We start from the raw sequence: 22,795 nt of genomic DNA, 5'->3' as shown, positions 1-22,795 counted from the left end.
TAGTAACGGCCCCCGGGAGGGGGCCTTTATCGAGATTTTCTATGTTTAAGAATAAGCACATTATTATTGCCCTGCTGGTGTCTCCGATTTTGGCGGTATTAGCTTACTTTGCAACAGACCAAATAGTTGGTGAAAAAGCGGCAAAAGCAGAGCCGGGCAAGCAATATCAGCTGATTGCTGAATCAAAATGTCGATATGCCAGCGGTATTTGCACGATGAAAAATGGCAATTTTTCAATAACAATCACGGCACAACAACCGCCGCAGGGTGGACAGCTCTTTACCCTCCGTTCCGAGTTCCCGTTACAATCTGCTGATTTTGCCACTGCTACACCATCTTCATCACAGTCTGTGCCACAACCGATGCAACGGATTGATGACGTTACATTTGAGTTTTATCAACCGGAAAATATCGATGAACAGTCTTCCATGAGAATTGTATTGTCGGCATCGGGTTCAATATATTATGGTGAGTCGACTATAGGTTTCTTATAGCATTGGGGGTATTTTGATGGCAGAACACGATACAATTAATCATTATCCCATAACAGAATTCCTAGCTGAATTTGTACCTTTCAATTGTTTAAACCCGTCAGAAATAACCGGCGTTTTAAAAAATCTCTGCAGTCGTTATTTTCTTAAAAATACGATTATTCAAGCGAGCGCCTCGCTGGGTTTAATCATTGTTCAAAAGGGCGCCATCGACCTCATCGGTGAGAACAATCAACTAATTGAACGCTTAGGTGAGGGTGATAGTTTCAACCTGCACAGTCTCAATGACCAACATCCCGGTATTCACGCCAAGATATTTGAAGATAGCCTCGTTCTCCAGCTAACTGAAGCTTGCTATCAGGAATTACGTAGTGGTAGCCGAGTTTTCGATCGTTTTTTTCATCATCAGAAACAACGGCGATTGCGGCGTTTAACCCTCGACAGCCAACAAAAATCGTTATTTTTGAGTTCCATAGCAACGATTGTGAGTCGAGAGCTGGTTTATACATCCCCAGAGCAGAGTATTCACCAAGCCAGCCTTATTATGACCGCGTCAAATGTTTCTTCAATTTTAGTACTTGAGCATGATGATCTTGTCGGCATTTTGACGGACAAAGATATACGCAGTCGCGTAGTAGCTAATGATTTAACCGTGATGACGCCGGTTGCAGAGGTGATGACAAAGCAGCCACATTGGGTTGACATTGACAGTACCATCTTAGATGTCAGTATCGAAATGTCGCGTTTAAGTTGCCACCACTTACCGGTAAAGCAAAACGGAAAACTGCTGGGTATTATTACCGCTTCTGATTTGCTAATGGCCAAACAAAATGACCCTATACACCTGGTACAGCGGATTAATCGCCTGACAGATATAGAACAAATCATTGCCGTTGCTACCTCCATCCCCCAACAAGTGGTTCAGTGGGTGGCCAACGATTTATCGGCGACGCATGCAGCCCAATTGCTCAGTTTATTGAGTGAAAAGATTACTCAGCGGATTATTGTGCTTACCATAGAAGAGATCGGCCCAGCACCTGTTGCATTTTGTTGGCTCAATTTCGGCTCCATCGCCAGGCAGGAGCAATTGCTTGGCGCAGACCAGGACAATGGTTTGATCATATCGAATGAGGTCAGGCCCGAAGATTATCCTTGGTTTGCTCGTTTAGCAGAGCAGGTGTGCCGTTGGCTAGACCGTTGTGGCTATCCGTTATGCCCGGGAAATATTATGGCAACAAACCCTGAATTAGCGTTAACGTTAGAGGGGTGGATACTAAAGGTTGAACGCTGGGTGAAAAGCCCAACACCGGAATCAGTGTTAAAAACAGCGATCTTCTTCGACCTAAAACCTGTTTTTGGTGACTTAGATCTGGCGCAATCACTACAACAAAAGATGCTGGGCTTAACTGAGAGATCGACGATATATCAAGCGGCACTGGCCAGAAGTGCACTGGCAGAGTCTCCACCTATTGGAATGTTCCGGCGCTTTGTTGTCGAGCGCAATGGTGACCATACTGATGCGTTCGATTTAAAGGCCAGGGGTATGATGCCTATTACCGATATAGTCAGACTACACAGTCTTGCCCACGGGCAAGATGCTGTAAATACCCTAGAGCGGTTACGACAGTTGCAGCAACACAAACACATGACTATTACAGACAGTCGCAACTTAATGGATGCTTATACGTTGATTCTACAGTTGCGGCTAGAGAGTCAAATAGAAAATCTACAGCAAAACCAGGCCATCGACAATTATTGTCAGCCAAAATCGTTGTCACAGCTCAATCGAAAGCATCTCAAAGATGTATTTAGCATCGTCAATCAGTCCCAGGAGGCTGCCCGATTGAATTATCTACGGGGGCTGTCGTAGTGATTTTAAAACATTGGTTGCTTCGGTACCGTCAAAGAAAATACCTATCCCGCCCCCGTGTTAAACAGACAGCATTCTTACAAAACTACCTTCAGGCAATACCGTTATCATTAAGTCAGTCATTCTGCCAAACTAATTTTATTATCGTAGACCTTGAAACGACCTCGTTAGAGGTGAGTGGAGAGATAATTAGCATCGGTTGGGTAATGGTTGATAAAGGCGCTATCAAACACGATAAATCATTTCATTGCCTGATTAATAACTCGCGTGGTGTGGGTAATAGCGCCACCATTCATCAACTACGAGATATTGATCTTGTGGCAGGGGTAACCATTGAACAAGCTTACCAAGCCTTGATGATTGCTGCGACCGGGCGGGTTATTGTTTTCCATCACGCGGCATTAGACCTTGGCTTTTTAAATAATATATCTCATCATTTGTTTGATCTGCCATTTATAGCCGCTGTTGCCGACACCTTACTGATTGAGAAACTGCGATTATCGAAACAGCATGAGTTAATCAAATTTGACCAGCTTACTTTGGCTAGCTGCAGACAACGATATCATCTACCCAGCTATACTGAGCATAATGCCTGCATCGATGCACTGGCCACAGCCGAATTACTATTGGCGCAGTTTTCAGGAAAAAAGCAGCAGACACCGCTGCGCTATATAGTCAGTTAGTTTTTTCATGGACAGAGACAATCTTATCCGAATAGTCATGCAGTAGATCGCTGGTGATCAGCTCTATTTCATTCAGCGCCGTTGACAGGCCACGACTGAAATAGACTGTCCGGGGGAAACCATGGCCGCCAACAGAGTCGACAAAGGCGGCAATCTCATCATCAATAAACTGATTCTTTTGCTGTTGAGCTAATAATTGATACACCGTAATACCCTGTTCAGCTAACAGTTCTGTAAAGGCATTGAAAAGTGGTGCTTGCCGCTCTGTACAATCTGAGCACCAGGCGGCGATAATATTAAGGACAAAAGTTTGCTCATTACCCACAAGCTGCTGAATATCGCCTAGACTGATTAGGTTGGAATGTTCTGACATATTCGGCTGCTCTGTATTTTTAAGTGACTGAAATTGCGATAACTAATGATGTAAATCAATCTTTGTCTGGGGGTATAGACTTAGACAATAATGTTCTAACAATATTCGTTTTTGATACTTTATCAACGTATTGAAATGCTATAAATTTAGCGCCCTTTTAACAATGACATAACACTGGTTTATGGAGAAGTAGTAATGAGAAATATCATTATAGGCGGCTTTGTCGCTGCTTTATTAATGGTTGCCGGCTGTACCGAAAAGAGTAAAGAATCGGCTGATAGCAATGTAATCTCCGTAGGCATGTCGGGTACTTATTTTCCTTTTACCTTTAGTAAAAATGATGAGTTACAAGGTTTTGAAGTAGACCTGTGGCGCGCCTTAGCCAGCGAGATGGGTAAAACAGTAGAGTTTAAACAAACCAATTTCTCTGGTTTATTTGGCATGCTACAAGCTGGCAAGATAGACACGATATCTAACCAAATCACGGTTACCGATGAACGCACAGAGCAGTATTATTTTGCCACACCTTATGTTTACACCGGTGCTCAATTAGTGGTCCATAAGGATAATAATGATATTCATTCTGTCGACGATCTCTGTGGCAAGAAGGTCGCTGTGAATGCCGGCTCAAATTTTGCCCAGTTACTGATGGCGCTAGATACTGAAAAGTGTATCAATGTTGTTACTTACGATATTGGTATTGAACAGGATGTTATCCTGGGACGAAGCGATGCCTTTGTCATGGATAGAACATCAGCTGTCGCGTTAATCGAAGAATCGGGTCACCCTTTAAAGGTAACAGGAAGCCCCTTTGAGGTTATCGCTAATGCCTTTCCATTTGCCAAGACAGAGCAGGGTGCAGAGACCCGTGATGAGGTCAATAAGGCCCTTGCTGTATTGCGACAAAACGGCACACTGACGGCACTGTCAATGAAATGGTTTCATACTGATATTACCACGGCTGATGACGCTCAATAATGGATTTTGATATTGCCTACTTGTGGCAGTTGTTGCCGGTGGTCAGTAAATACCTGCCGGTAACATTATCTATGGCGGCAATAGCAACAGCCGCGGCACTGATTATAGGGCTGAGCATAGCTCTGATTAAGGTTTACAAACTGGCTTTCTTCAGCGCAGTCAGTGATGCCTTCCTGTCTTTTTTCCGCGGCACACCATTGCTGGTACAAATGTTTTTGCTCTACTATGGCCTGCCACAGTTCTTCCCTGTTTTAAAAGGTCTTGATGCATTCTCAGCGGCAACCATTGCCCTGAGCCTGCATTTCTCTGCCTACATGGCGGAAAGCATGCGTGGTGCCATCATCAGCGTCCATAAGAGTCAGATGGAAGCTGCTATTAGTATCGGTATGAGTAAGCATCAGGCAATGGCGCGAATCATTCTGCCCCAGGCCGCACGCAGTGCCTTACCACCATTAATGAATAACACTATCGATCTACTAAAAAGTACCTCCTTAGCCTTTACGCTAGGGGTTGCTGAAATAATGGCCAAGGCACAGATGGAGGCCGCAAGCAGCTTTAAATTCTTCGAGAGTTTCTTGCTGGTGGCTTGTCTTTATTGGATTATCGTTATCATTTTAGGTCGGTTACAACTGGTTATTGAACGAAAACTCAACGAGGCTTACTGAGTTGATTAATATTCGTGGATTACACAAGAGTTTTAACGGTACAACTGTTTTAAATAATATCGATCTCGATATTGCGGTTGGTGAGGTTGTTGTTGTTATCGGCAGCTCTGGAACCGGTAAATCAACATTACTTCGCTGTGTTAATTTTCTTGAGCAGGCTGAACGTGGTGTTATTTCGGTTAACGATATCTCTGTCAATGCTGAAAATGTTAAGCAAAAGGAATTGGTAAACCTACGCAAGCATATAGCATTTGTGTTTCAAAATTACGGTTTATTTGCCAACAAGACTGCCCTACAAAATATAACTGAAGGCTTAATACATGTTCAGGGAATGAGCCAGCAACAGGCTGATATCATTGCTAGACGGACACTTGACAGTATTGGCTTGAGCGAACGGGCAGATGCCTGGCCGTCTCAGTTATCAGGTGGTCAGCAACAACGCGTGGGTATAGGTCGTGCGATGGCTCAAAATGCAGATATTATTGTCATGGATGAGCCAACCTCAGCGCTCGACCCTGAGATAACAGGGGAGGTGATGGCTCTGATCAAGCAACTGGCGGATCAAAAAACAACCATGTTGATCACCACCCATGAAATGGCTTTTGCCCGTGATATTGCCAGCCGAATTATCTACATGGAAGGGGGCGAAATAGTCGAACAGGGGACTCCTGAGGCCGTTTTCGACAAGCCACAAGATCCCCGCACTCAACGGTTTTTATCGCGGTTATAAACTCTAGCGATAGCCACCGGTTACTGTTGCCGGTTGTAGACCCAGAGTCACTCTTGTCTCATCGATAATCGATTGTGGCAGGGTGACAAAGCCCTCATTGTGCACAATGTCTTGTCCAGCTTCTGAGACAATAAAATTAACAAAGGCAATTTGGTTACGCATATCTGCTGCACTATGATTGCTGTCGGCGAGATTAAGATAGATGTAATAGACTTGCGACAGCGGGTAGCGTCCCGATAAGGCATAGGAGCGGGTTAATTTCACCTTGCCCAGTTCAGTATTTATTTTTAATCGTTTCAAGCTATCCGACTGAGCGTTGATACGGCCATAACCCAATGTATTATCGTTGCTCTCAATACCACTTCGCATTGCATCAAAATCATCAACAGTAGTCAGTTGGTCTGAAAACGAGCCTCGACAGAAGACATGCTCTTGCAGATAGGAATAAATACGTTTGTCAGAACTAAAGTTGATCGCAGCGATCGTATCGTTGTCATATTCATCATTGGGATTGAGTTGACTCCAGTGACTGATGGCGTCAATTCCGCAGGGACGATCTTTGCCATAAATGGCAATAAAGTCTTCGACAGAGATGGCGTCAATCGGGTTGACTTCGTTGACATAAATTGCCATGGCGTAAGCTGTAACGATTGCGGCTACCGGTTTGCGTCCATAAGTTGCTGTAAATTTACCAACCTCGTCGTCATTCCAGCGACGATCCATAATACCCAGCTGTGCACTTCCATTCAGCATAGCCGCCGGCACATTTGTTTCATCAACTACAAGAATGCTGTAATGAGATTTATCCTTTAAATACGCCTCGGTAAGCTTTGTCATCAGCGCGATAGAGCCGATATCTGCCGCAAAGACTATCGAGCTATCCTCTGTTTCGGTATCAGTAGTCGGTTCGACAGAGGAGCAGCTGGTGATGATGACAGAGGTAATCAATAACAGCGCTGTTCTAATAAATGTCATTATTTGACCTCGTTTTTATTATCCGTACTGTAAATATTCCAAGCATCCACAGGGGCTAAACTGTTGCTGTAAACCAAAGCCACCGTGCGTCGCTGACGAGTCTTAAGTGTTTCTTTTACTATTTCAACGTTCTCAGTAAAATAATATTCCTTTACCCGATCTGGATCGATACCGTTGTTGGTCAATTCTTGTGTAATCGTATGGGCTCGGCGTCTCGCCAATTTATCATTGTATTCTAAACTCCCCTCAGCAGAGGTGTCGCCTAACAACAAAACGTTGGTGTTTGTATCAGCAGACATTTTTTGAACAATGGCTTGCAATACATTGTATTGATCGCTGCGTATGTCAGAGCGGTCGAAGCCAAACTCGATGGTATAGTCGGTGACTGTTGCCACCCGTTGATAATCAGAACACCCCTCATTGTCGACCTCAGACATTCGTGGGCTGTTATTACATATATCGCGTTGGTTCACCACACCATCTTGATCGCTGTCGCGTAGGTCTGCATATTGTAAGCGGTCAGTCTTGTTCTCTGGTGTATGCTGACAACCAATCACAAGCAGGGTGCTGGTTAAAATAGCGATAGTGACAGCCTTAATGGTCAGTGATTTAGCCACGGTTTGACTCCTCGTCGGTCTGCCATTGTTCGGGGTATTCAATCCGTAGGGCATAGATTAACAAGCCCATTGCATTGGCTATGCGATATTCAGCATAGGTACGATCATAAAAGGCTGAGAGATAGTTTTTTCGGGCAACAAACACTTCAATTTTGGCATCTAATACATCGAGTAAGCTTCGGCGACCAATGCTGAATTGTTGTTGATATCCTGCCTCTGCAATTTTCGCAGCATCGACATTTTGCTCAAGTAGTTGTTGTTGTAAAATGAGATTTTCTCGGGCATACCAGGCAAGCTTCATACCTTCAATCACCTGCCTTTCCGTATTCTGCCTAATGCCAAAAGCTTGTTCGTAATACCAGCCTGCAGCCTTGATATCATTTTCACGCCGGCCGCCATCGTACAGATCGTAACTGAGGTTTAGCATGATACGGGCATCTTCATCACGACCGGGGATGCCTGAAATATCGTCATTTTTATTAGCAGTAAGCTCAAGTGAAACCTCGGGGTAATAGTCACTTTTACTACCGTTAAACTGTTTTTGAGCGGCTTCAAGATCTGAGATTGCTGATTGTATCTGAGGGTGTTGCTTACGAGCATCGGTGAGTGCTGCAGATAAACTACTGGGCATAAGATTGCGATCAGGCATTGGCGAAATAAGGTCATCAGCTGGCTGACCAACAAGTGTGAAGTACTGCGCGCGAAGGTCAAAATAATTATTCTTAGAGGCAACCAAAGAAGCCTTAGAGGACGCAACCCGCGCACTGATTTGAGCCAAGTCAGATTGGCTGCTCAGTCCCTTATTGGCACGCACAACAATATCGTTATATACCGCCTCATGGTCTGCAACATTCTTATCAGCCAATTCAATAACAGCCTTGGCCTTTAGTAATTGGATATAAAGATCAGTGACTTCGAGGGCGATATTCTCAGCCGAGGCGATCAAAGAGAGGCGGTCTGCCTCTGCCTCAGAAGATAAGCGATCAACATTATAGCTGGTCTCAAAACCATCAAATAACATTTGAGAGACGGTCAGACTGAGCTCTTTACGTGTTAGATCATGATTGGGATTTTCTAACTGATCATCGTTGCGGCGACTTAGCTTTTCACCGTTTTGATAATACGTTTCTTCATAACCAATCCCTGCATTAAGAGTTACTTGTGGCTTGTAGCGGTAGCCTGCACTGTCGGTCTTGCTGACCGATGCTTGGAACAATGCATACTGCTGACTAACCGTAGGGTTGGTATCGATAGCCGCCGCCACCGATTCCTCCAAGGTTATAGCATTGAGTGATTGGCTTGCTAATAGCAGGCCGCCAATAAAGAATACACTACGCATTCATACTCCTTTTGTTATTGTTCTCTCAGAGCATCTGCTCTTGCTCTCAATAAAGGCTTTAACCAGTAACTCATCACTGTTTTCTTGCCTGTTAAAATATTCACATCGGCCTGCATTCCCGGAATAATAGGGTAGCCGTTTAAACGATTACTCTCTGTTAGTATGTGTGCTCTGTAATAGGGCTGCCCCTCTTCATCCTGCAGAGCATCTGCACTAATATATTCAACCCTTCCTATTAAACCACCATAGATAACAAAGTCATAGGCCGAAAACTTTACTATTGAAGATAGCCCCTTTTTCACAAAGGCGATATCTTTTGGCGATAATTTGGCTTCGATGATCAGGTTGTCGTCGGCTGGTACGACCTCCATAATCGATTCGCCGGGTTTTAATACCCCGCCAAGAGAGCGAATAGTAATATTTTTGACTGTGCCATCAATTGGTGAGCGAATAGTAGTCCTGGCCAGTTGTTCGGCCACAGCCGTTTGAGTTTCGGCCAATCGGGCCAGTTGTGAACGAATGTCATCGAGTTCTATTTGTGCACGTGTACGGAAATCGAGTGCGTAGTTACGACGTTCAATAATAGCCTGAGCCTTGGCAGCGGTTAATTTTCGCGTGACCAGTAAGGCTGTTTTTATATCACCCTGAATGCGAACGTCTTCACGTTGCAGTTTCAGTAATTCAATCTCAGCGATAGCGCCTGTATTCAATGCCTCGGTTACCCACTCAAGCTCTTTTTGATTCAGCGCCAAGCTCTGTTCGAGAGTTGCTATCATTGAGCGATTTTCACTCAGCGCTTCTTCCTGTTGCTCAATACGCTGTCCGCCAAGCTGAAGCTGAGCCTGAAGTTGTCTGAGTCGCTCGTTATAACTGGCCTGTGCTTGATATACAGCATCTCTGTCTTCTATTTCGGTTTGCAGGTTCTGATGTTTTACTGAAATAATGTTACGCCAAGTAGTGTTGTAGCTGCCTACAATCACTGACTCTAACTCTGCCTTCAGTCGTTCTTTTTTGACCTGCAAACTAATGCGTTGCTGCTCGGCTTCTTGAAAACTTGAGCGAAAACGTGTGTCATCTAAAATCACCAAGATCTGACCTTGGCTGACAACCTCGCCGCCATTAACCAAAATTTGTTCGACAATGCCGCCTTCATAGCTTTGTATTTGTTGAACAGAGTTGCTGGGCACGACCTTACCCTGGCCAATAACAACTTCATCTAGCTTTGAAAAAGATGCCCAAATGATAATACAGATCACAAGGCCAAAGATCAGCCACACCACTTTTCTAGCAAGGTAGGCACGCTTTATCTGCTGCCAGTGCAATTGGCTACTCATTGCACCTCCTTTTTATTGACAACTTTTGCTGTTTGACGGGCAGGGTGGCGAGTCACATTAGCCCGCCTCAGTGCTTTATCATCGATGATACTGCCTTTCTCCAGTGCTATTACTCGGTCACACATAGAGACAATAGAGGGGCGGTGGGTGGCAATAATAATCGTTGTATCTTTGGGCAATTGACGAAGCTGTTGAATAACGTATCTCTCACCTTTTTCATCAATTGAAGAGGTAGGTTCATCAAGCAGTAAAAGTTTGGGCTGTCTTAACAAAGCTCTGGCCAAACCAATGGTTTGACGCTGACCACCCGAAACTGCAGCACCGGATTCGCCGACATTGGTTTCTAGACCGTTTTCTAACTGGTCAATAAATAGAATAAGCCCCGACTGAATCATTGCTTGTTTGAGCAACTCTTTATCAATTTCATTTTGTCCAAAGGCGATATTTTCGAGGATGGAGCCATATTGTAATACTGGCTGCTGCCCGACCCAGCCAGTCACTTCACGGATCGCTTGACTGGGCCACTGGTTTGACTCAATGCCATCATAATATAATTGACCATCGGTCGGTCTAAACTGGTAGGACAGCAGCGCTAATAGCGTTGATTTTCCGGCGCCAGGGGGGCCCATTAGAGCAATTCGTTCCCCCGCATTTATCGTCAAGTTGATATTGTCCAGTACCGATTTTTTCTGTTCTGGATAGCTAAATGATAATTTTTTTAAGGCTATATTACCTTCAAATTGTGGTTGTGTAATCTGGCGGTTTTCACTGTTCTCCTGTGCCAAGGCCATGATACCCTCAACGCCCTCAAGCGCTGTTTTAGTCTGTTGGTAGCGCATGGCAAGCATCGCCAATTGGTTGATTGAGGCCGCTGCTCGGCCACTCAGCATAACAATGGCAATCAGACCACCCATGCTCAATAAACCTTCTGATATTCTATAAACACCAAATATGATTAAGGCGACGGTGACGAACTGCTGACTGGCGACTAAGGTGTGGCTTAAAGTATTCGTCAATTGCTTGGTTTGGCTTTGCCAGTCGGCTAGGGCCCCGGTGGCCTGCTCCCAGCGTCTTTGCAGTAATCCCTGCGCGTTATTTTGCTTGGCCTCGGTAATCACATTAAGGCTTTCGATTAACTGAGCGTGACGATGACTGCTCAGCCGAGAACTTTCATCGAGACTGTTTTTCATCCGGTGTTGCAACAATAGACTGAGGCTGGCTAGACTCACAATCACTGCTATTGGCACCAGTACCATTGGGCCTCCCAGCCAGGCAATAATAATGAGAAACAAAAGAGTGAAGGGCAGATCAATGGCCGTGATTAATGTTGCTGAGGTGATAAATTCACGGACTGTGTCGAAGTCTTGAATTTGTTTTGAAAAGGCACCCAATGACTGAGGCTTATTCTCCAACTGCATGCCCATGACCTTTGAAAATATCTTGGCCGAAACATCTTTGTCGATACTTTTTCCCGCGATATCGGTTAGTGATGTTCTCGCTTGTTTTAACAACCAATCAAAAATAACGGCAATAGCTGCGCCTATGGCCAGCACCCAGAGAGAGGCAAAGGCTTGGTTTGGCACGACGCGATCGTATACATTCATGGTAAATAATGGGATCACCAAGGCGAGCAAATTGACCACCAGTGAGGCAATAGCCAGGTCTCTGTACCAGGGTTTTGCCTGTTCAAAGGCCGCCCTTAACCAGTGCTTTGGTTGCGCAGGGCGGAGTTCTTCAGAACGCCGATCACTGACATTAATCGGAGTAATAGAATACAGTGAACCACTGGTTCGATCCTGCAGTTGCTCAACAGACAGTTGTTGTTGATTAAAATGATTAGCAGGCTCTGCAATAGTGACGGTTGTACCAGTGATCGCCAAGATAATAATGGCTTTGTCATCCTGCTCTTTAAGGTTGGTCAATACTGGTAGGCGAACCTTATTTAAGGCGGATATTGGCAGACACAGGCATTCCAAATTGGCCAAGGTACAGGCACGATCGAGTAGGTCAACGGTAAGGTATTCACCGTCAACCGGCAAGCCCTCAACCAGTTTACTCACTGGCTGCTGATAACCAAAATGTTCGCACAAGTAATGTAAGCACTGCAGTAGATTCGGTGACTTCATCTTAGATATTTACAACCAGCGTCTGATCATCAATCATTTTTTGTAACAATTCTGCCTCTGAACCAGGGGCTGTTCCGCCGTTGAGTTCCATTGTCGTGACATTCTCAAGCTCTATGGTTTGTATTTCGATGGCGCTTTCATTGTTTATTTTTATCGTGGTGCCACCATTGCCATTGTCAGCAATATCGATCAGCGCATCAATTTTTTCAATTGTAGTCGTGTCAAAATCACTCAACATATCGGTTAAGTTGATCGTGTCAAAACTCACATCAGAAACGCTACTGACAGTATCGAAATCAGTCACGGTATCAATTGTCGTGGTGAAGCTGCTACCATCACCCTTATTGAAAATAATAGTGTCGTTGCCGCCTCCGGTGGAAATGAGGTCGGAGCCAGTAGAGCCGATAATGTTCTGTGCATCATCATTGCCATAAAAGCGGTCGTTACCCGCTGAGCCTTGCATCACCGTCAGGCCGGCATCGGGCACCTCTGCAACAGACACACCGACTGTCAACACATTACCATCAATACTATCGCCGTTAAGCTCACTGACAGGCTTCACCTGGAGTACAAAGTTACCGAACAAGTCATCGGCTCCGACAATTGCTGCAGCACTGATATCGGCCTCATTGACTGTCCATACGCCGTTATCAAAACTGCCACCTGTTATGCTATAGCCTGCAGGTAGGCCGCTGATTTCAATGACGGTTGTTTCCATGTCGGCAGGATTGATTGTCGACAACGTCAATGACAGCGGTATCTCATCGCCTTCAACAGCCACCAGACGATCATATTGCGTAGAAATAACCGCTGGATCTAGCTCAGGATCAATAGTAATCAATAGGTCTTGCGTTATAAATCCACCTTGATTGGCTACGCTTTGGCCAAGCACACGATTACTATCACTTGAACCAATACCCAGCGTTATATGTAATACACCTTGTGCGTTGGTATTGGTGATTATTTTTAAGGAATCGAGGCTGTCGCTGGTGGTTTCAATTGTGGCAACATAGCGGGGATCTGCACCAATACCAAGATCGATAAAGCTAGCCGTTGTGCCATCAGAAGCCTCAACGCGCTCAATGAAATATGTCGCAGAAGGGTCTGAGTCAGCATTAATTTCAACATAGACCAGCACCGATTCATCTCCGTCGGTATCGTTATCAATAACTGAGGCGTTGATGTCAATTTCTGCAAACTGACCCTCATCGACTGTCACGTCCTGAAAACTGGCAAAGGCATTACTACCATCGGCGATAGGGAGAACGCCAATGGTAACCGCCTTTTCTGTAATTTTATAATCTTCAGTGCCTTTTTCATGGGAGATTATCTTGATGTTGATATCAATATCACCGGAGAAGTCTTTTGGCGCCTTGAACACCACCTGATCAATACGATCAAAATCAATCGACCAGTTGTAAGTGCCATCAGCTTGCAGCCCATTGTTATTGGCTGCGCTATAAGTGCCATCTCCGTTGTCATAATAAATCGTTGCATCCGCAGGCACCGATTCAAGAGTGACGGTGACTATTTCTGAGCTACCCGGTGGTAGAAACTCAGGGTTTATCTCATGAGTTTCATTGTTATCGTTATCCCGAATTAAAAGCGCCGACAGCGAAATGAATTCATCCTCGTTGCCGACTAACGGCAGTGTTTGTAGGATGATAACATTGTCGGTTACAGGCTCTACGGTAATAATAACCTCAGAACTGAAAGTCCCCCTGTCAATTTGATCACCGCTGTAGCCATCAGCAACATCGACAATACCGCCTTCCACTAATAGCCTGAACTCACCGTCCATATGCTTGGGGGCACGGAAACGAATATTGGCTAAAAGAGTAGGGTCAAGCAGGGTATACACACCGTTGCCATTATCAACCAACTGTGACTGGTCGTATTCCGGTGCTAATGTCAAAACCCCTCGACTTTCATCCAGCAGTGTCAGAGTGACAGGAATGCTGGGGTCGACTGTTTCAATACCCTCATTGGCTTGGTTGCTATCCTCGGTATCGAGATAAAGGCCTAGTTCGCTATCGCTGTCTTCTTGCACCACAATATTTCCAGCAATGCTGATTATTGACGCGTCGACAATAGGAGCGATTTCGATTTTTAGGATTTGGCTGTTATCAAATTTGGTATCCCCGCTGGCATCAGTGGCGATCACTAAAACAGGTATATCAATCGTGCCAGCAAAATCTTGCTCTACATTCCTCAGTTCGAGAGTAGGGACAGCACTCTCTTTAAAATACCAGGCGATTAATACATCACCGGTGGCATCATACTCTGCTTGTACGCCAGGCCCACCAATCCATGCAGGGCGTGGCACGCTGCTGGCGAGAATCCTGAAGGATATTTCATCGTTATCCAAGCCGTCACAGTCGACAGCAATATCGGTATTGAGGTGTGAACCTATATCCGTCGACCTAACATCTTCTTCGCCGTCAATGATTTCACCTGCAGGCACTAAATCACTGGGGTCACAGGCAACACCGTCATCAATAGCCTCGGTAAAGATAACATCAATATCTGTCGACAATACCCTACCATCGGTCAGGGTGTTAAAGTTGAGGTTGCTACCAATATGCCAACTCGGTGCCTGATCGATAACACGGACATCAATGCCTATTATGTATTCCCCTGGCACGCTGGCACTGATAACCAATCCATCCACGATCTCAACCATCATGTCTTGAACTGAGCTACTGGTTAGGTTGCCTGCATTAATCAGCCATTGACCATTACCCATGTGAATGGCGCCATTGGGGTGAGTGACAAAGAAGTCCTCGTTGTTGGGCATAATAACAGTAATCGAGTCGAGCCATTCACTGCCGTCGATATCGGCATCATTAAATTGCACGGTACCCGTCAGGTCGACCTTGCCATCAATACTCTGTATAACGTCACCGCTACCAACTAACTCAGTGTCAGTTTCGACTATGGGGTGCACATCGAGAAATAATAATGTATCGATGGTGTTTACATCAGTTCTCCCTGTACCCGGCGCCGTATCAGTTACCTGATATTGGATATTCCATTCATAGCGGCCAGCAAAATCTTCTGGCGGTAAAAATGACACGCTGTTGTTATCCAGTGTTGCTGTCACATCACTGCTGTGATCGCTGAGCGTAATACTGCCACTGCTGTCAACGACCACAGCCTTGCCGTCAATAACAATGATGCCATTTTCAGGCAAGCCCGAAAGGATCACGTCGGTGACCTGCTCTGAGCCGTCGATATCGAGTAGTGTTGGTTTGAGTTTAAGCGTTGATGTTTTGTCTTCCTCAAAATGCTGGTTTCCGGGGGGGATCAGACCCGGCACAGAAATACCTAATTCGGGGATAAAACGAGGCTCCTCTACCAGCGGCGTAAATTCGATGTTCACGTCGATGGTAAAGCTCTCGCTATCACCGTCAGGCTCAGTAATAACTTGCTGCAGCGAAAAGGTTAAAATACCTGAGAAATCACGCGGGGGCTGCAACGATAATGAGGAGAGTTGGTTTGTTGTTAATTGATAAATAGGTTGGTTAGAGCTATCAAATCCAATAACCGGTATATCGACGCGATTATTGCTTGCATCGACAAAATAACTGCCATCCGGTAGGTCGGACAACAGAAGATTACTGAATTCAGAATTATCGATGTCGGTGGTGGAAACAATAAAATCCAATGCAATAGCGCTGTCTTCTATCGCTAAATTGTCGGCGGTATTGGTCAAGGTATAGATGTCACCCGAGCCATCGAGCAACCACCCATCCCCCACTTCAGTAGAAGGCGTATCGACCACACCCTTAATTGTTACCGCCACTGTCTTGGTGTCGCCACGCTGTGTTACGGGTACCGGTGAAATACCGCCTTGACTAGACTCAGTCGATATTGGCGTGACAGATAAGTTAAAATCATTTTGATAAGAGCTGATATCCTGATAGGGCAACAGGGTGACGTTACCGCTTAGCAAGGCGATACCATCGACAATGACAGTGGTACCTGCAACAGCACTGCCATTAACATAGATTTGCCAGCCATCGGGGATGATCAGTTCAAAAGAGAGCGTCTCGGAACCATCGGTATCAGTTAATTCTCCATCAATAATAGTGCTGAGATCGATAAACTCATCTTCCAGTGAGAAAATATCTTTGACAGCTATCGTCGGTTTATCGGCGACAGGGGTGAAGTCGATTTGTAAGACGACATCTTTAGTTGCGACATCGGCATTATCGAGTTCAGTGCTGTTCGCGGTTATATTGACGGTAAAGCTGCCGGCCAGGCTTTCGCTGTCGGCAGTCACCTTCAGAGCAGTCAATTGCTGTTGATTAATAACCATGCCAGCTGTTATTGCAACACCCTGACTGGAAAGAGTAATGCCTGAGTCAATACTGACAATGGTATAACTGATTACTTCTGACAGATCATTATCGACGCTAATGGCAACGAGATTTAAGTTTGCTGCCGTATCACCTTCGTCGATCGTCACAATGTAACGCTCGATATCGCCGCCTGGGGCAATGACTGCAATAATGTTATCTTGCCACTCGGGGGTATCTGCCACTGAGATGACACTGAGGTCTATTTCTCCAGTAAACTCTCTCCTTAACCCGCCCAGACTTAGCGTGGAAATGAGCGCCGTTAATTTAAAATCGGCGTCAGGCTTGATAGAAGAAATCGTGTCATTAGCATTGGATACATCCTCCGCTGGTAAATAAATCAAACGGCCATTTGGCTTTGCCACTCCTGTGGCGGTATCATAATCGATTTGGTCGTCGATTAATCGGTAGCGACCATTGTCTTGCATCAATTCTATACGGCCACTGCCATCAGCGGGCTCAAAGAATAATCGACCGCCATCTGTGCTGTCGGCTAATATTGCCAGCTCTCTGACCACCTCGGTTGGTTCAACATCGGCAGCAAAGAAAGTAAAATCGAGTAAAAACTCGGTGTCCTCATTGTTTTCCAGCTCTGATGGCGGGGTAATCACAAAGCCGCTATCTTGGATTGCAATAATGATTTCGCTTTCAGCACTGTCGCCATCGAAGTCTTCGACGGTATATTTTAGCAACGAAATATCTTCAATCACCAATGATTCGAAATCGAAGGTAACCAGTTCATAGTCACCATTAGGATAGAGTGTAAAGGTGCCGGCGTTCTGCAAAACCCCTGTACCAGGTTCGGGGACGACTATATTAAACACAAAGCGGTCTGGACCAGGTATAACAGGGATGTTACTACCATTAAAAGCCAAGTTAGTAATTGTGCCTCCATCTGCCGCTAAATGATCATTGGCCAGCACGTTGCCAGTTACCGTTTCGCCTTCATAGACAGCAACCAGATCAACTTCTGCTGTCGGCACGCCATCGGTCACTGTAATGGTAATTGCCTCTGGCGGTGACTGATCGCTGTCTACATCAATCGCTGTCAGGCTTAGTGGGAAACTCAGCGATAGGTCATCGGGGGCAATATGGTCAAGACTGTCAAGTAAGGTCATCTTGACGACGCCTGACGCATTGATGGCAATGGTAAAAATGTCTCGACCATTTGCCACTGCCGTATAGCTAGGGGGGGTTGTTGTGAGGCTGACCAGGTCACCTTGGGACCTCAAGCCCAGCGCGTTAAACGCTGAAATATCGATACTAAAACCAGCAATGGCATCACTGCTTACCCCTAGACTGATGGTTGTTTGTCCCGTTTCACCATCATCATCGTCATCATTGACACCGGCCTCATCGACGACCAGTGGATTGGCAGAAATAATCGAGGGATCTTTACCGTCAATAACTGAGAATGGGAAGTCAATCTTGACCACATCGCCATCGCTGTCTGTCGCTTTCAAGGGTAAATCAAAATCTATTTTATCCAGCTTTGATCCATCAGGGGCGAGGTGATCGATAGAGCCGTTGACGGTTAATGTCACTTCCAGATTCTGCGTTTGTCCGGCCGGAACATCGTTAAAATCTATGTCCAGTGTCCGGACAGTAAAGGTCAGTACCCGAAGCCCTGTATCAGGATTAACGGCAATAATGGTGACTTCGTCGACCTTTCTCAATTCTAGTACGACACCGTTTTGTGTAACAGGGTTGCCATTGGCGTCGGGGATTGGGCTGCCATAAGTAACATCAAATTGCTGCGATATCAGCCTGTCTGCTCCCGCTGTAAAAGCCAGTGAGGTCTTGCCGCTGTCTGGTACGTCAGCCGTGACCGGGTTCTGAGGCGTTTCCGATAAGATGATGCCGGCAGGGGCAAATTCAGGGTCTAGAGTGATGACGGGTAACTCACCATCGATGACGGCCAGGGCGATCTCTCCCTGGGTGGCATCGCCGTCAGCATCCAAGACAAACACCGGAATATTGAAATTAATGGTATCCGAAAGTTGATTAATTTGATCGAGCGAGTCAAAAAGGGTGAAATTATAGTCAACAGACGAGGCTGTATCAGACTCGGGGGTGCCTATGATATCAATGGCAAAAACGATTTTTTCAGTAGGTTGAGCAACATAGGCTTCCAACCGTGATCCATCATCATTGGTGCGGTAAAAAACTGGGTAACCGTTTGAGGTCAACTCAGGAAATGACGCCAAAGACAAAAAGCCAACCGATGCGATAGCATCACTGCCGACATCCACGTTAATTTGACCACTGACGATGATAGGTGCTTGATCGACTGTCGTCTCGTCAATGGATAGCGGGGTGGTCACGTTAATGTCGGGGTCATTCCCATCAACAAAATTTACTGTTGCCAATCCTGTCAATAAATCAGTACCGTCTGCGTCATCGCCGATGATAGGTAGAGTAAATTCTATAATATTATTCAGTGTGTTGTGGTCTAATGGAACGAACAAAGACACCGTGACATCGACATTGGAATTACCATCAGCATCGGCTGGCGCCGCCGCTGCTAAGAGGCGGAATGCGATATCACGATTGGAAGCAGGGCCGACATATGCTGTTATCTGATCACCATCGGCTGACTGGAAAACCGTCAAGCCAACCCCGTTGCTGCTGAGGTTTAGACCATCGATGATAAAAACAGCTTCACGCGAAAAACGGACCGTCTGAAAGACCACATCATCCGAGCCAGCATGAGCAACAAAGGTGGCAATATCGCTTGAGCTACCGCCCAGATCGGCCTCTGTGACGGTGTATTTCGAATCATCTATGTCGCCCTGAGCACCATCACGTATGTTAAATAGCGCTTCACCGATGCCGGGGTTACCAAAGGCGTCATATGCGCTCAGCTCAAGCTTCACCTGCTGAGGTAGATTATGGTCAAGATTTCGGGTGGCATCCAACACCCAGTCGGCATTGCTGTAAAAGGTGAACTGCCCCTTAACGGTATCAACAGTAATCGAGGAGCCCCTATCAATCGTCATAACTGTATCGAGTAGTCCATCACCGGTTGTGTCAATGTTGATCTGAAATAATCTCACTGGACCTGTAACGGATTCGTTATCTTCCAGTAGGTTGCCACTGATGCGAGCGTCCTCCAAGGCATCGGCGAAGTAGTCGACCAACGGCGTAGGGGGGGCATTGGTTAATTCAACATCAATCGGCGCCAAGATGGTTTCCGTTGTTCCATCATCATCTGTCTGCGTTGTTTCAATTAGAATGATTGAGTCTAAAACCGTTTCCTTGCCACCACGGGTAGGCTGGTCAACATTCCGATGCAGTGAAATTGTCACCGTAGCATCTACGCTGTTAATATCGGCAGCCAATACCAGCTCATCATTAAGCACTGTTCTAAGTTCAATTCTAAGGTCAGAAACATAGACTAAACGTGTTGCATCACCCGATGAAACAATGGTTTCGAGCTCCGTTTGTGTGTTGGAGAAACGGAAGTCATCGCTGGCATCGGCATCTGAACCACTGCTATTAATCCTGATGGTGTCAGTCGGTATCGCACCTGCGGCAATGCCGTACTCACCAATGCTGGCCGACTCTGGAATTTTGATGATAGGAACAATATCGGTAGCCATATTACCGGCAATATCGGTCACAGTTGCCGACAACCTCCAAGTGAATCGTTCTTGCAAATCAGTCACTTGAATAGCTTCAACCAACCAGTTACCACTGCCATCAACAACCTTACCGGTAAAGGTTTGTGTTTCACCGATAGTATTGATTACCGAAATAACCACGGGCTGACCAATTTCAGCATCGGAGGCGCCACTCAATGAGAGAACATCACCGTTTTTCAGCGCGACAATATCAATACCGTTATTGATGATAAAGCCACCGCTGCCATCATCGTCACCGTCAACAGGGGTGATGATGTCCGCAGTAACAACGGTATCTTTTTCGATAGAAGTGTCTGCTGTTGCGGGGTTGCCCGCCTTGTCAGTCACATCGGCAGTGGCTGTGATTCTATTGCCAGACACCGCAGTATCATCGAGGCTGGAGACATCGACACCGGTGATAGACCATGCGTTGCCCTCTACTAAGGCTGTGACGGTAATATCCCGTGCACTGTTGCCATCCGAAATTACAACGGTGACTGTTTCGCCATCGTTAACATCGACAGTTGTACCCGCCAAGTCGACAGAGTTTTGCTCGAACTGGTTGATATAGTCGTCGTCTTGAACAAACTCTATGGTCAACTGCGCCCGAGTATCCTTGATAATATCTTCGCTGTAGTTGGCCAGGTTGCCCGCAAGGTCCTCACTACTGGCGGAGAAGGTTAACGGCCCATCAGCCAGCGAGGAAACATCTTGGTCAAAGTTAAAACGCCCATCGGCCCCAATTTTGACAATAACAGCGGGCAGGGAAAGGCCATTAATATCACTGATGACAATGCTGATATCTTGGTTTTCTTCGATGCCACTGGTGACACCGCTAAAGGTGGCGACTTCATCTTCAGCGGCATTAATAATCTGATCACTGCCAATGGTGACCATGATATCGGTAATCGCAGCCGTCGAGTCATATTGCACAGTATTCGAGGCGGTGGCGATATTACCGGCTACATCCTTGGCACTGACTGTCACTGTTAGGGTGCCGTCGGTTAACGTGGACAAATCGAGGCCGTCAAGCTGCCAGGCAGAGCCAACAACAGCAGCAGTGCCTACAACCTGTTTGCCCAGGCTGTCTTCAACGCTAACACTGACCGTTTGGTTATCTTCAATATCAGTGGTGCCGCCTAATAATTCCGCCATCAATGCCTCCATGGCATTGATCACATCCGGGTCGGCAAAGGCAACATCAATTAATGCCGTCTGGTCGAGTTCAATATTAGTATTTGCAGTGGCTGAATCACCGAAAATATTCAACACATCTGCAACCGCTGATAAATTGCCATCAATCAACGTAGAAACATCAATATTGGCAGACCAGGTTTTACCCGTAACGGTGACCAATTGACTGACCAAACCACCATTATCGTCTGTGATTGTCACCGTAATTTGCTGGCCAGACTCGACATTGAGGACGATGCCACGAAACAATTGGGTAGGGGACTCATATTGGTTGATCACATCGTCATTATCGATCGCGTTAATCGTAATATAAGGATTTTTAATCAACAGGCCAGAACCGGAAATTTCAGCGGGGTTACCCGCCTGGTCGACTGTGCGCACAATGGCGTTAACCTCGCCATCTACCAGGGTATGAATATCGGCAGAAGTTAATAGCCAGCTGCCGTTTTCTTCTACTTTGGTGAGGAACTCGAGCGTATTCCCCAGCCTATCGGTAAATAACACATAAACAACGGCGCCAGTTTGTACGTTTTCGAAATTACCGATGAGTTGCAGGTCTCGAGACTCTGTATCATCGATAATTAAGTCGCTGCCGGAGGTTATGCTTATGTCGATAGCCCTGGCCAATACATCTTTTATCGATTGATCATTGCCAGAAACAACCGCATCGAAACTATCCGTGACGCTGGCTGTGGCGATAACATCGCCCTCGGCCAAACCTTGCAGGCTTACTGCGCCAAGATCCCAGGCCCCGGCAGAAACAATGGTGTCAAAACTTAGGCTACGGCCAAGTTTATCGGTGACAGTGACAACAATGTTACGCTCGTCATCAATATTAAATACGGTACCATGTAGGCGAACTGAGGGGGCTTCAAACTGGTTGATATAACCCTCGAGGCCAATGGGGTAGTCGTTGTCCTCAATAATCACAGTAATTGTTGCACCATCACGGTGCTTCCAATCACTGCTTATTGATGCCTCCACCTGATGTGGTTGTCTGGCTTCATAAATAGGGGGCTGGGTATCAAAACCAGATTCGGCAATGGTTTCACTGTTGCTGCGCTTAACCTGGTAAATATATTCCAGGCCTTCGTTTTGAATGTTCTGCTCGTTATCATCAACACGGAGTTCAACATTGTAGCGTTGTTGATCAGCCACTGCATCGAGATTGATTTCAAGCTGCTGGCCATTCACCGAGAGGTAGCTGCTACCATCTGTTCGCTGAATGATATCACCGGGAAGTACGTCAACAATGGCTATGTTTTCACCAAGCAAGGCCGGATTTTGTACCAAAGCTAATTGGCCATCGGGGTAATAAGCCCAGATTTGACCATCGATTCTCAGGTAAATAATTTGTTCTGCGTCTTGCATCACGGCCACCACAACATTTTATTGATATAGGTTTAGGCTAATTGATTTTTTCGCCAGATTCCATT

The 22,795-nt window shown here is 45.9% G+C and carries 13 protein-coding genes; 6 read left to right on the top strand and 7 right to left on the bottom strand.

Features of this window, described 5'->3' with window-relative positions:
* Positions 1 to 41: 41 nt before the first annotated feature.
* From L9P87_RS01925 to L9P87_RS01915, 3 genes are read left to right on the top strand one after another with little or no spacing between them, the layout of a single operon-like run.
* Entirely contained in the window at positions 42 to 494 is a 453-nt protein-coding gene (locus L9P87_RS01925) for a hypothetical protein (RefSeq protein ID WP_237442982.1), read from the top strand.
* A gap of 16 nt (positions 495 to 510) precedes the next feature.
* On the top strand, positions 511 to 2,361 hold the full coding sequence (locus tag L9P87_RS01920; RefSeq protein WP_237442981.1) for a putative nucleotidyltransferase substrate binding domain-containing protein: 1,851 nt from the start codon (positions 511 to 513) through the stop codon (positions 2,359 to 2,361).
* Positions 2,361 to 3,044, top strand: a complete 684-nt coding sequence (locus tag L9P87_RS01915; protein WP_237442980.1) for a 3'-5' exonuclease — start codon at positions 2,361 to 2,363, stop codon at positions 3,042 to 3,044. The genes L9P87_RS01920 and L9P87_RS01915 overlap by 1 nt, the downstream gene beginning before the upstream one ends.
* Here the strand turns inward: L9P87_RS01915 and L9P87_RS01910 are convergent.
* Entirely contained in the window at positions 3,037 to 3,417 is a 381-nt protein-coding gene (locus L9P87_RS01910) for a hypothetical protein (RefSeq protein WP_237442979.1), read from the bottom strand. The two genes, L9P87_RS01915 and L9P87_RS01910, sit on opposite strands and share 8 nt — an antisense overlap.
* A gap of 195 nt (positions 3,418 to 3,612) precedes the next feature.
* On the opposite strand from L9P87_RS01910, the gene L9P87_RS01905 reads away from it, so the two are divergent.
* From L9P87_RS01905 to L9P87_RS01895, 3 genes are read left to right on the top strand one after another with little or no spacing between them, the layout of a single operon-like run.
* Positions 3,613 to 4,395: an amino acid ABC transporter substrate-binding protein gene (locus L9P87_RS01905; RefSeq protein ID WP_237442978.1), complete on the top strand. Its 783-nt coding sequence runs from the start codon at positions 3,613 to 3,615 to the stop codon at positions 4,393 to 4,395.
* The gene (locus L9P87_RS01900) at positions 4,395 to 5,060 is read left to right on the top strand and encodes an amino acid ABC transporter permease (protein ID WP_237442977.1); all 666 of its coding nucleotides are present in this window, start codon (positions 4,395 to 4,397) and stop codon (positions 5,058 to 5,060) included. Before L9P87_RS01905 ends, L9P87_RS01900 begins: the two co-directional genes overlap by 1 nt.
* A 1-nt stretch (position 5,061) precedes the next feature.
* On the top strand, positions 5,062 to 5,790 hold the full coding sequence (locus L9P87_RS01895; protein ID WP_237442976.1) for an amino acid ABC transporter ATP-binding protein: 729 nt from the start codon (positions 5,062 to 5,064) through the stop codon (positions 5,788 to 5,790).
* A gap of 3 nt (positions 5,791 to 5,793) precedes the next feature.
* On the opposite strand, the gene L9P87_RS01890 is transcribed toward L9P87_RS01895, so the two are convergent.
* From L9P87_RS01890 to L9P87_RS01865, 6 genes are read right to left on the bottom strand one after another with little or no spacing between them, the layout of a single operon-like run.
* Positions 5,794 to 6,765: a PstS family phosphate ABC transporter substrate-binding protein gene (locus L9P87_RS01890; protein ID WP_237442975.1), complete on the bottom strand. Its 972-nt coding sequence runs from the start codon at positions 6,763 to 6,765 to the stop codon at positions 5,794 to 5,796.
* Positions 6,765 to 7,382: an OmpA family protein gene (locus tag L9P87_RS01885; protein WP_237442974.1), complete on the bottom strand. Its 618-nt coding sequence runs from the start codon at positions 7,380 to 7,382 to the stop codon at positions 6,765 to 6,767. The genes L9P87_RS01890 and L9P87_RS01885 overlap by 1 nt, the downstream gene beginning before the upstream one ends.
* The gene (locus L9P87_RS01880) at positions 7,375 to 8,721 is read right to left on the bottom strand and encodes a TolC family outer membrane protein (protein WP_237442973.1); all 1,347 of its coding nucleotides are present in this window, start codon (positions 8,719 to 8,721) and stop codon (positions 7,375 to 7,377) included. The genes L9P87_RS01885 and L9P87_RS01880 overlap by 8 nt, the downstream gene beginning before the upstream one ends.
* Positions 8,722 to 8,735: 14 nt before the next feature.
* A complete protein-coding gene (locus L9P87_RS01875) occupies positions 8,736 to 10,055 on the bottom strand; it encodes an HlyD family type I secretion periplasmic adaptor subunit (protein ID WP_237442972.1) in 1,320 nt (439 codons plus the stop codon).
* A complete protein-coding gene (locus L9P87_RS01870) occupies positions 10,052 to 12,181 on the bottom strand; it encodes a type I secretion system permease/ATPase (protein ID WP_237442971.1) in 2,130 nt (709 codons plus the stop codon). The genes L9P87_RS01875 and L9P87_RS01870 overlap by 4 nt, the downstream gene beginning before the upstream one ends.
* A gap of 1 nt (position 12,182) precedes the next feature.
* A complete protein-coding gene (locus tag L9P87_RS01865; protein ID WP_237442970.1) occupies positions 12,183 to 22,730 on the bottom strand; it encodes a hypothetical protein in 10,548 nt (3,515 codons plus the stop codon).
* Positions 22,731 to 22,795: the final 65 nt, after the last annotated feature.

The sequence above is a fragment of the Sinobacterium norvegicum genome (assembly GCF_923077115.1).
Classification (GTDB): domain Bacteria; phylum Pseudomonadota; class Gammaproteobacteria; order Pseudomonadales; family Sinobacteriaceae; genus Sinobacterium; species Sinobacterium norvegicum.
This window is presented reverse-complemented; position numbering and strand designations above follow the sequence as displayed.

What these genes read in the sequence shown, in the direction of transcription:
- L9P87_RS01925 (WP_237442982.1), top strand. Translation starts at nt 42, where the DNA reads ATGTTTAAGAATAAGCACATTATTATTGCCCTGCTGGTGTCTCCGATT.
- L9P87_RS01920 (WP_237442981.1), top strand. Translation starts at nt 511, where the DNA reads ATGGCAGAACACGATACAATTAATCATTATCCCATAACAGAATTCCTA.
- L9P87_RS01910 (WP_237442979.1), bottom strand. Translation starts at nt 3,417, where the DNA reads ATGTCAGAACATTCCAACCTAATCAGTCTAGGCGATATTCAGCAGCTT.
- L9P87_RS01905 (WP_237442978.1), top strand. Translation starts at nt 3,613, where the DNA reads ATGAGAAATATCATTATAGGCGGCTTTGTCGCTGCTTTATTAATGGTT.
- L9P87_RS01900 (WP_237442977.1), top strand. Translation starts at nt 4,395, where the DNA reads ATGGATTTTGATATTGCCTACTTGTGGCAGTTGTTGCCGGTGGTCAGT.
- L9P87_RS01890 (WP_237442975.1), bottom strand. Translation starts at nt 6,765, where the DNA reads ATGACATTTATTAGAACAGCGCTGTTATTGATTACCTCTGTCATCATC.
- L9P87_RS01880 (WP_237442973.1), bottom strand. Translation starts at nt 8,721, where the DNA reads ATGCGTAGTGTATTCTTTATTGGCGGCCTGCTATTAGCAAGCCAATCA.
- L9P87_RS01875 (WP_237442972.1), bottom strand. Translation starts at nt 10,055, where the DNA reads ATGAGTAGCCAATTGCACTGGCAGCAGATAAAGCGTGCCTACCTTGCT.
- L9P87_RS01870 (WP_237442971.1), bottom strand. Translation starts at nt 12,181, where the DNA reads ATGAAGTCACCGAATCTACTGCAGTGCTTACATTACTTGTGCGAACAT.
- L9P87_RS01865 (WP_237442970.1), bottom strand. Translation starts at nt 22,730, where the DNA reads ATGCAAGACGCAGAACAAATTATTTACCTGAGAATCGATGGTCAAATC.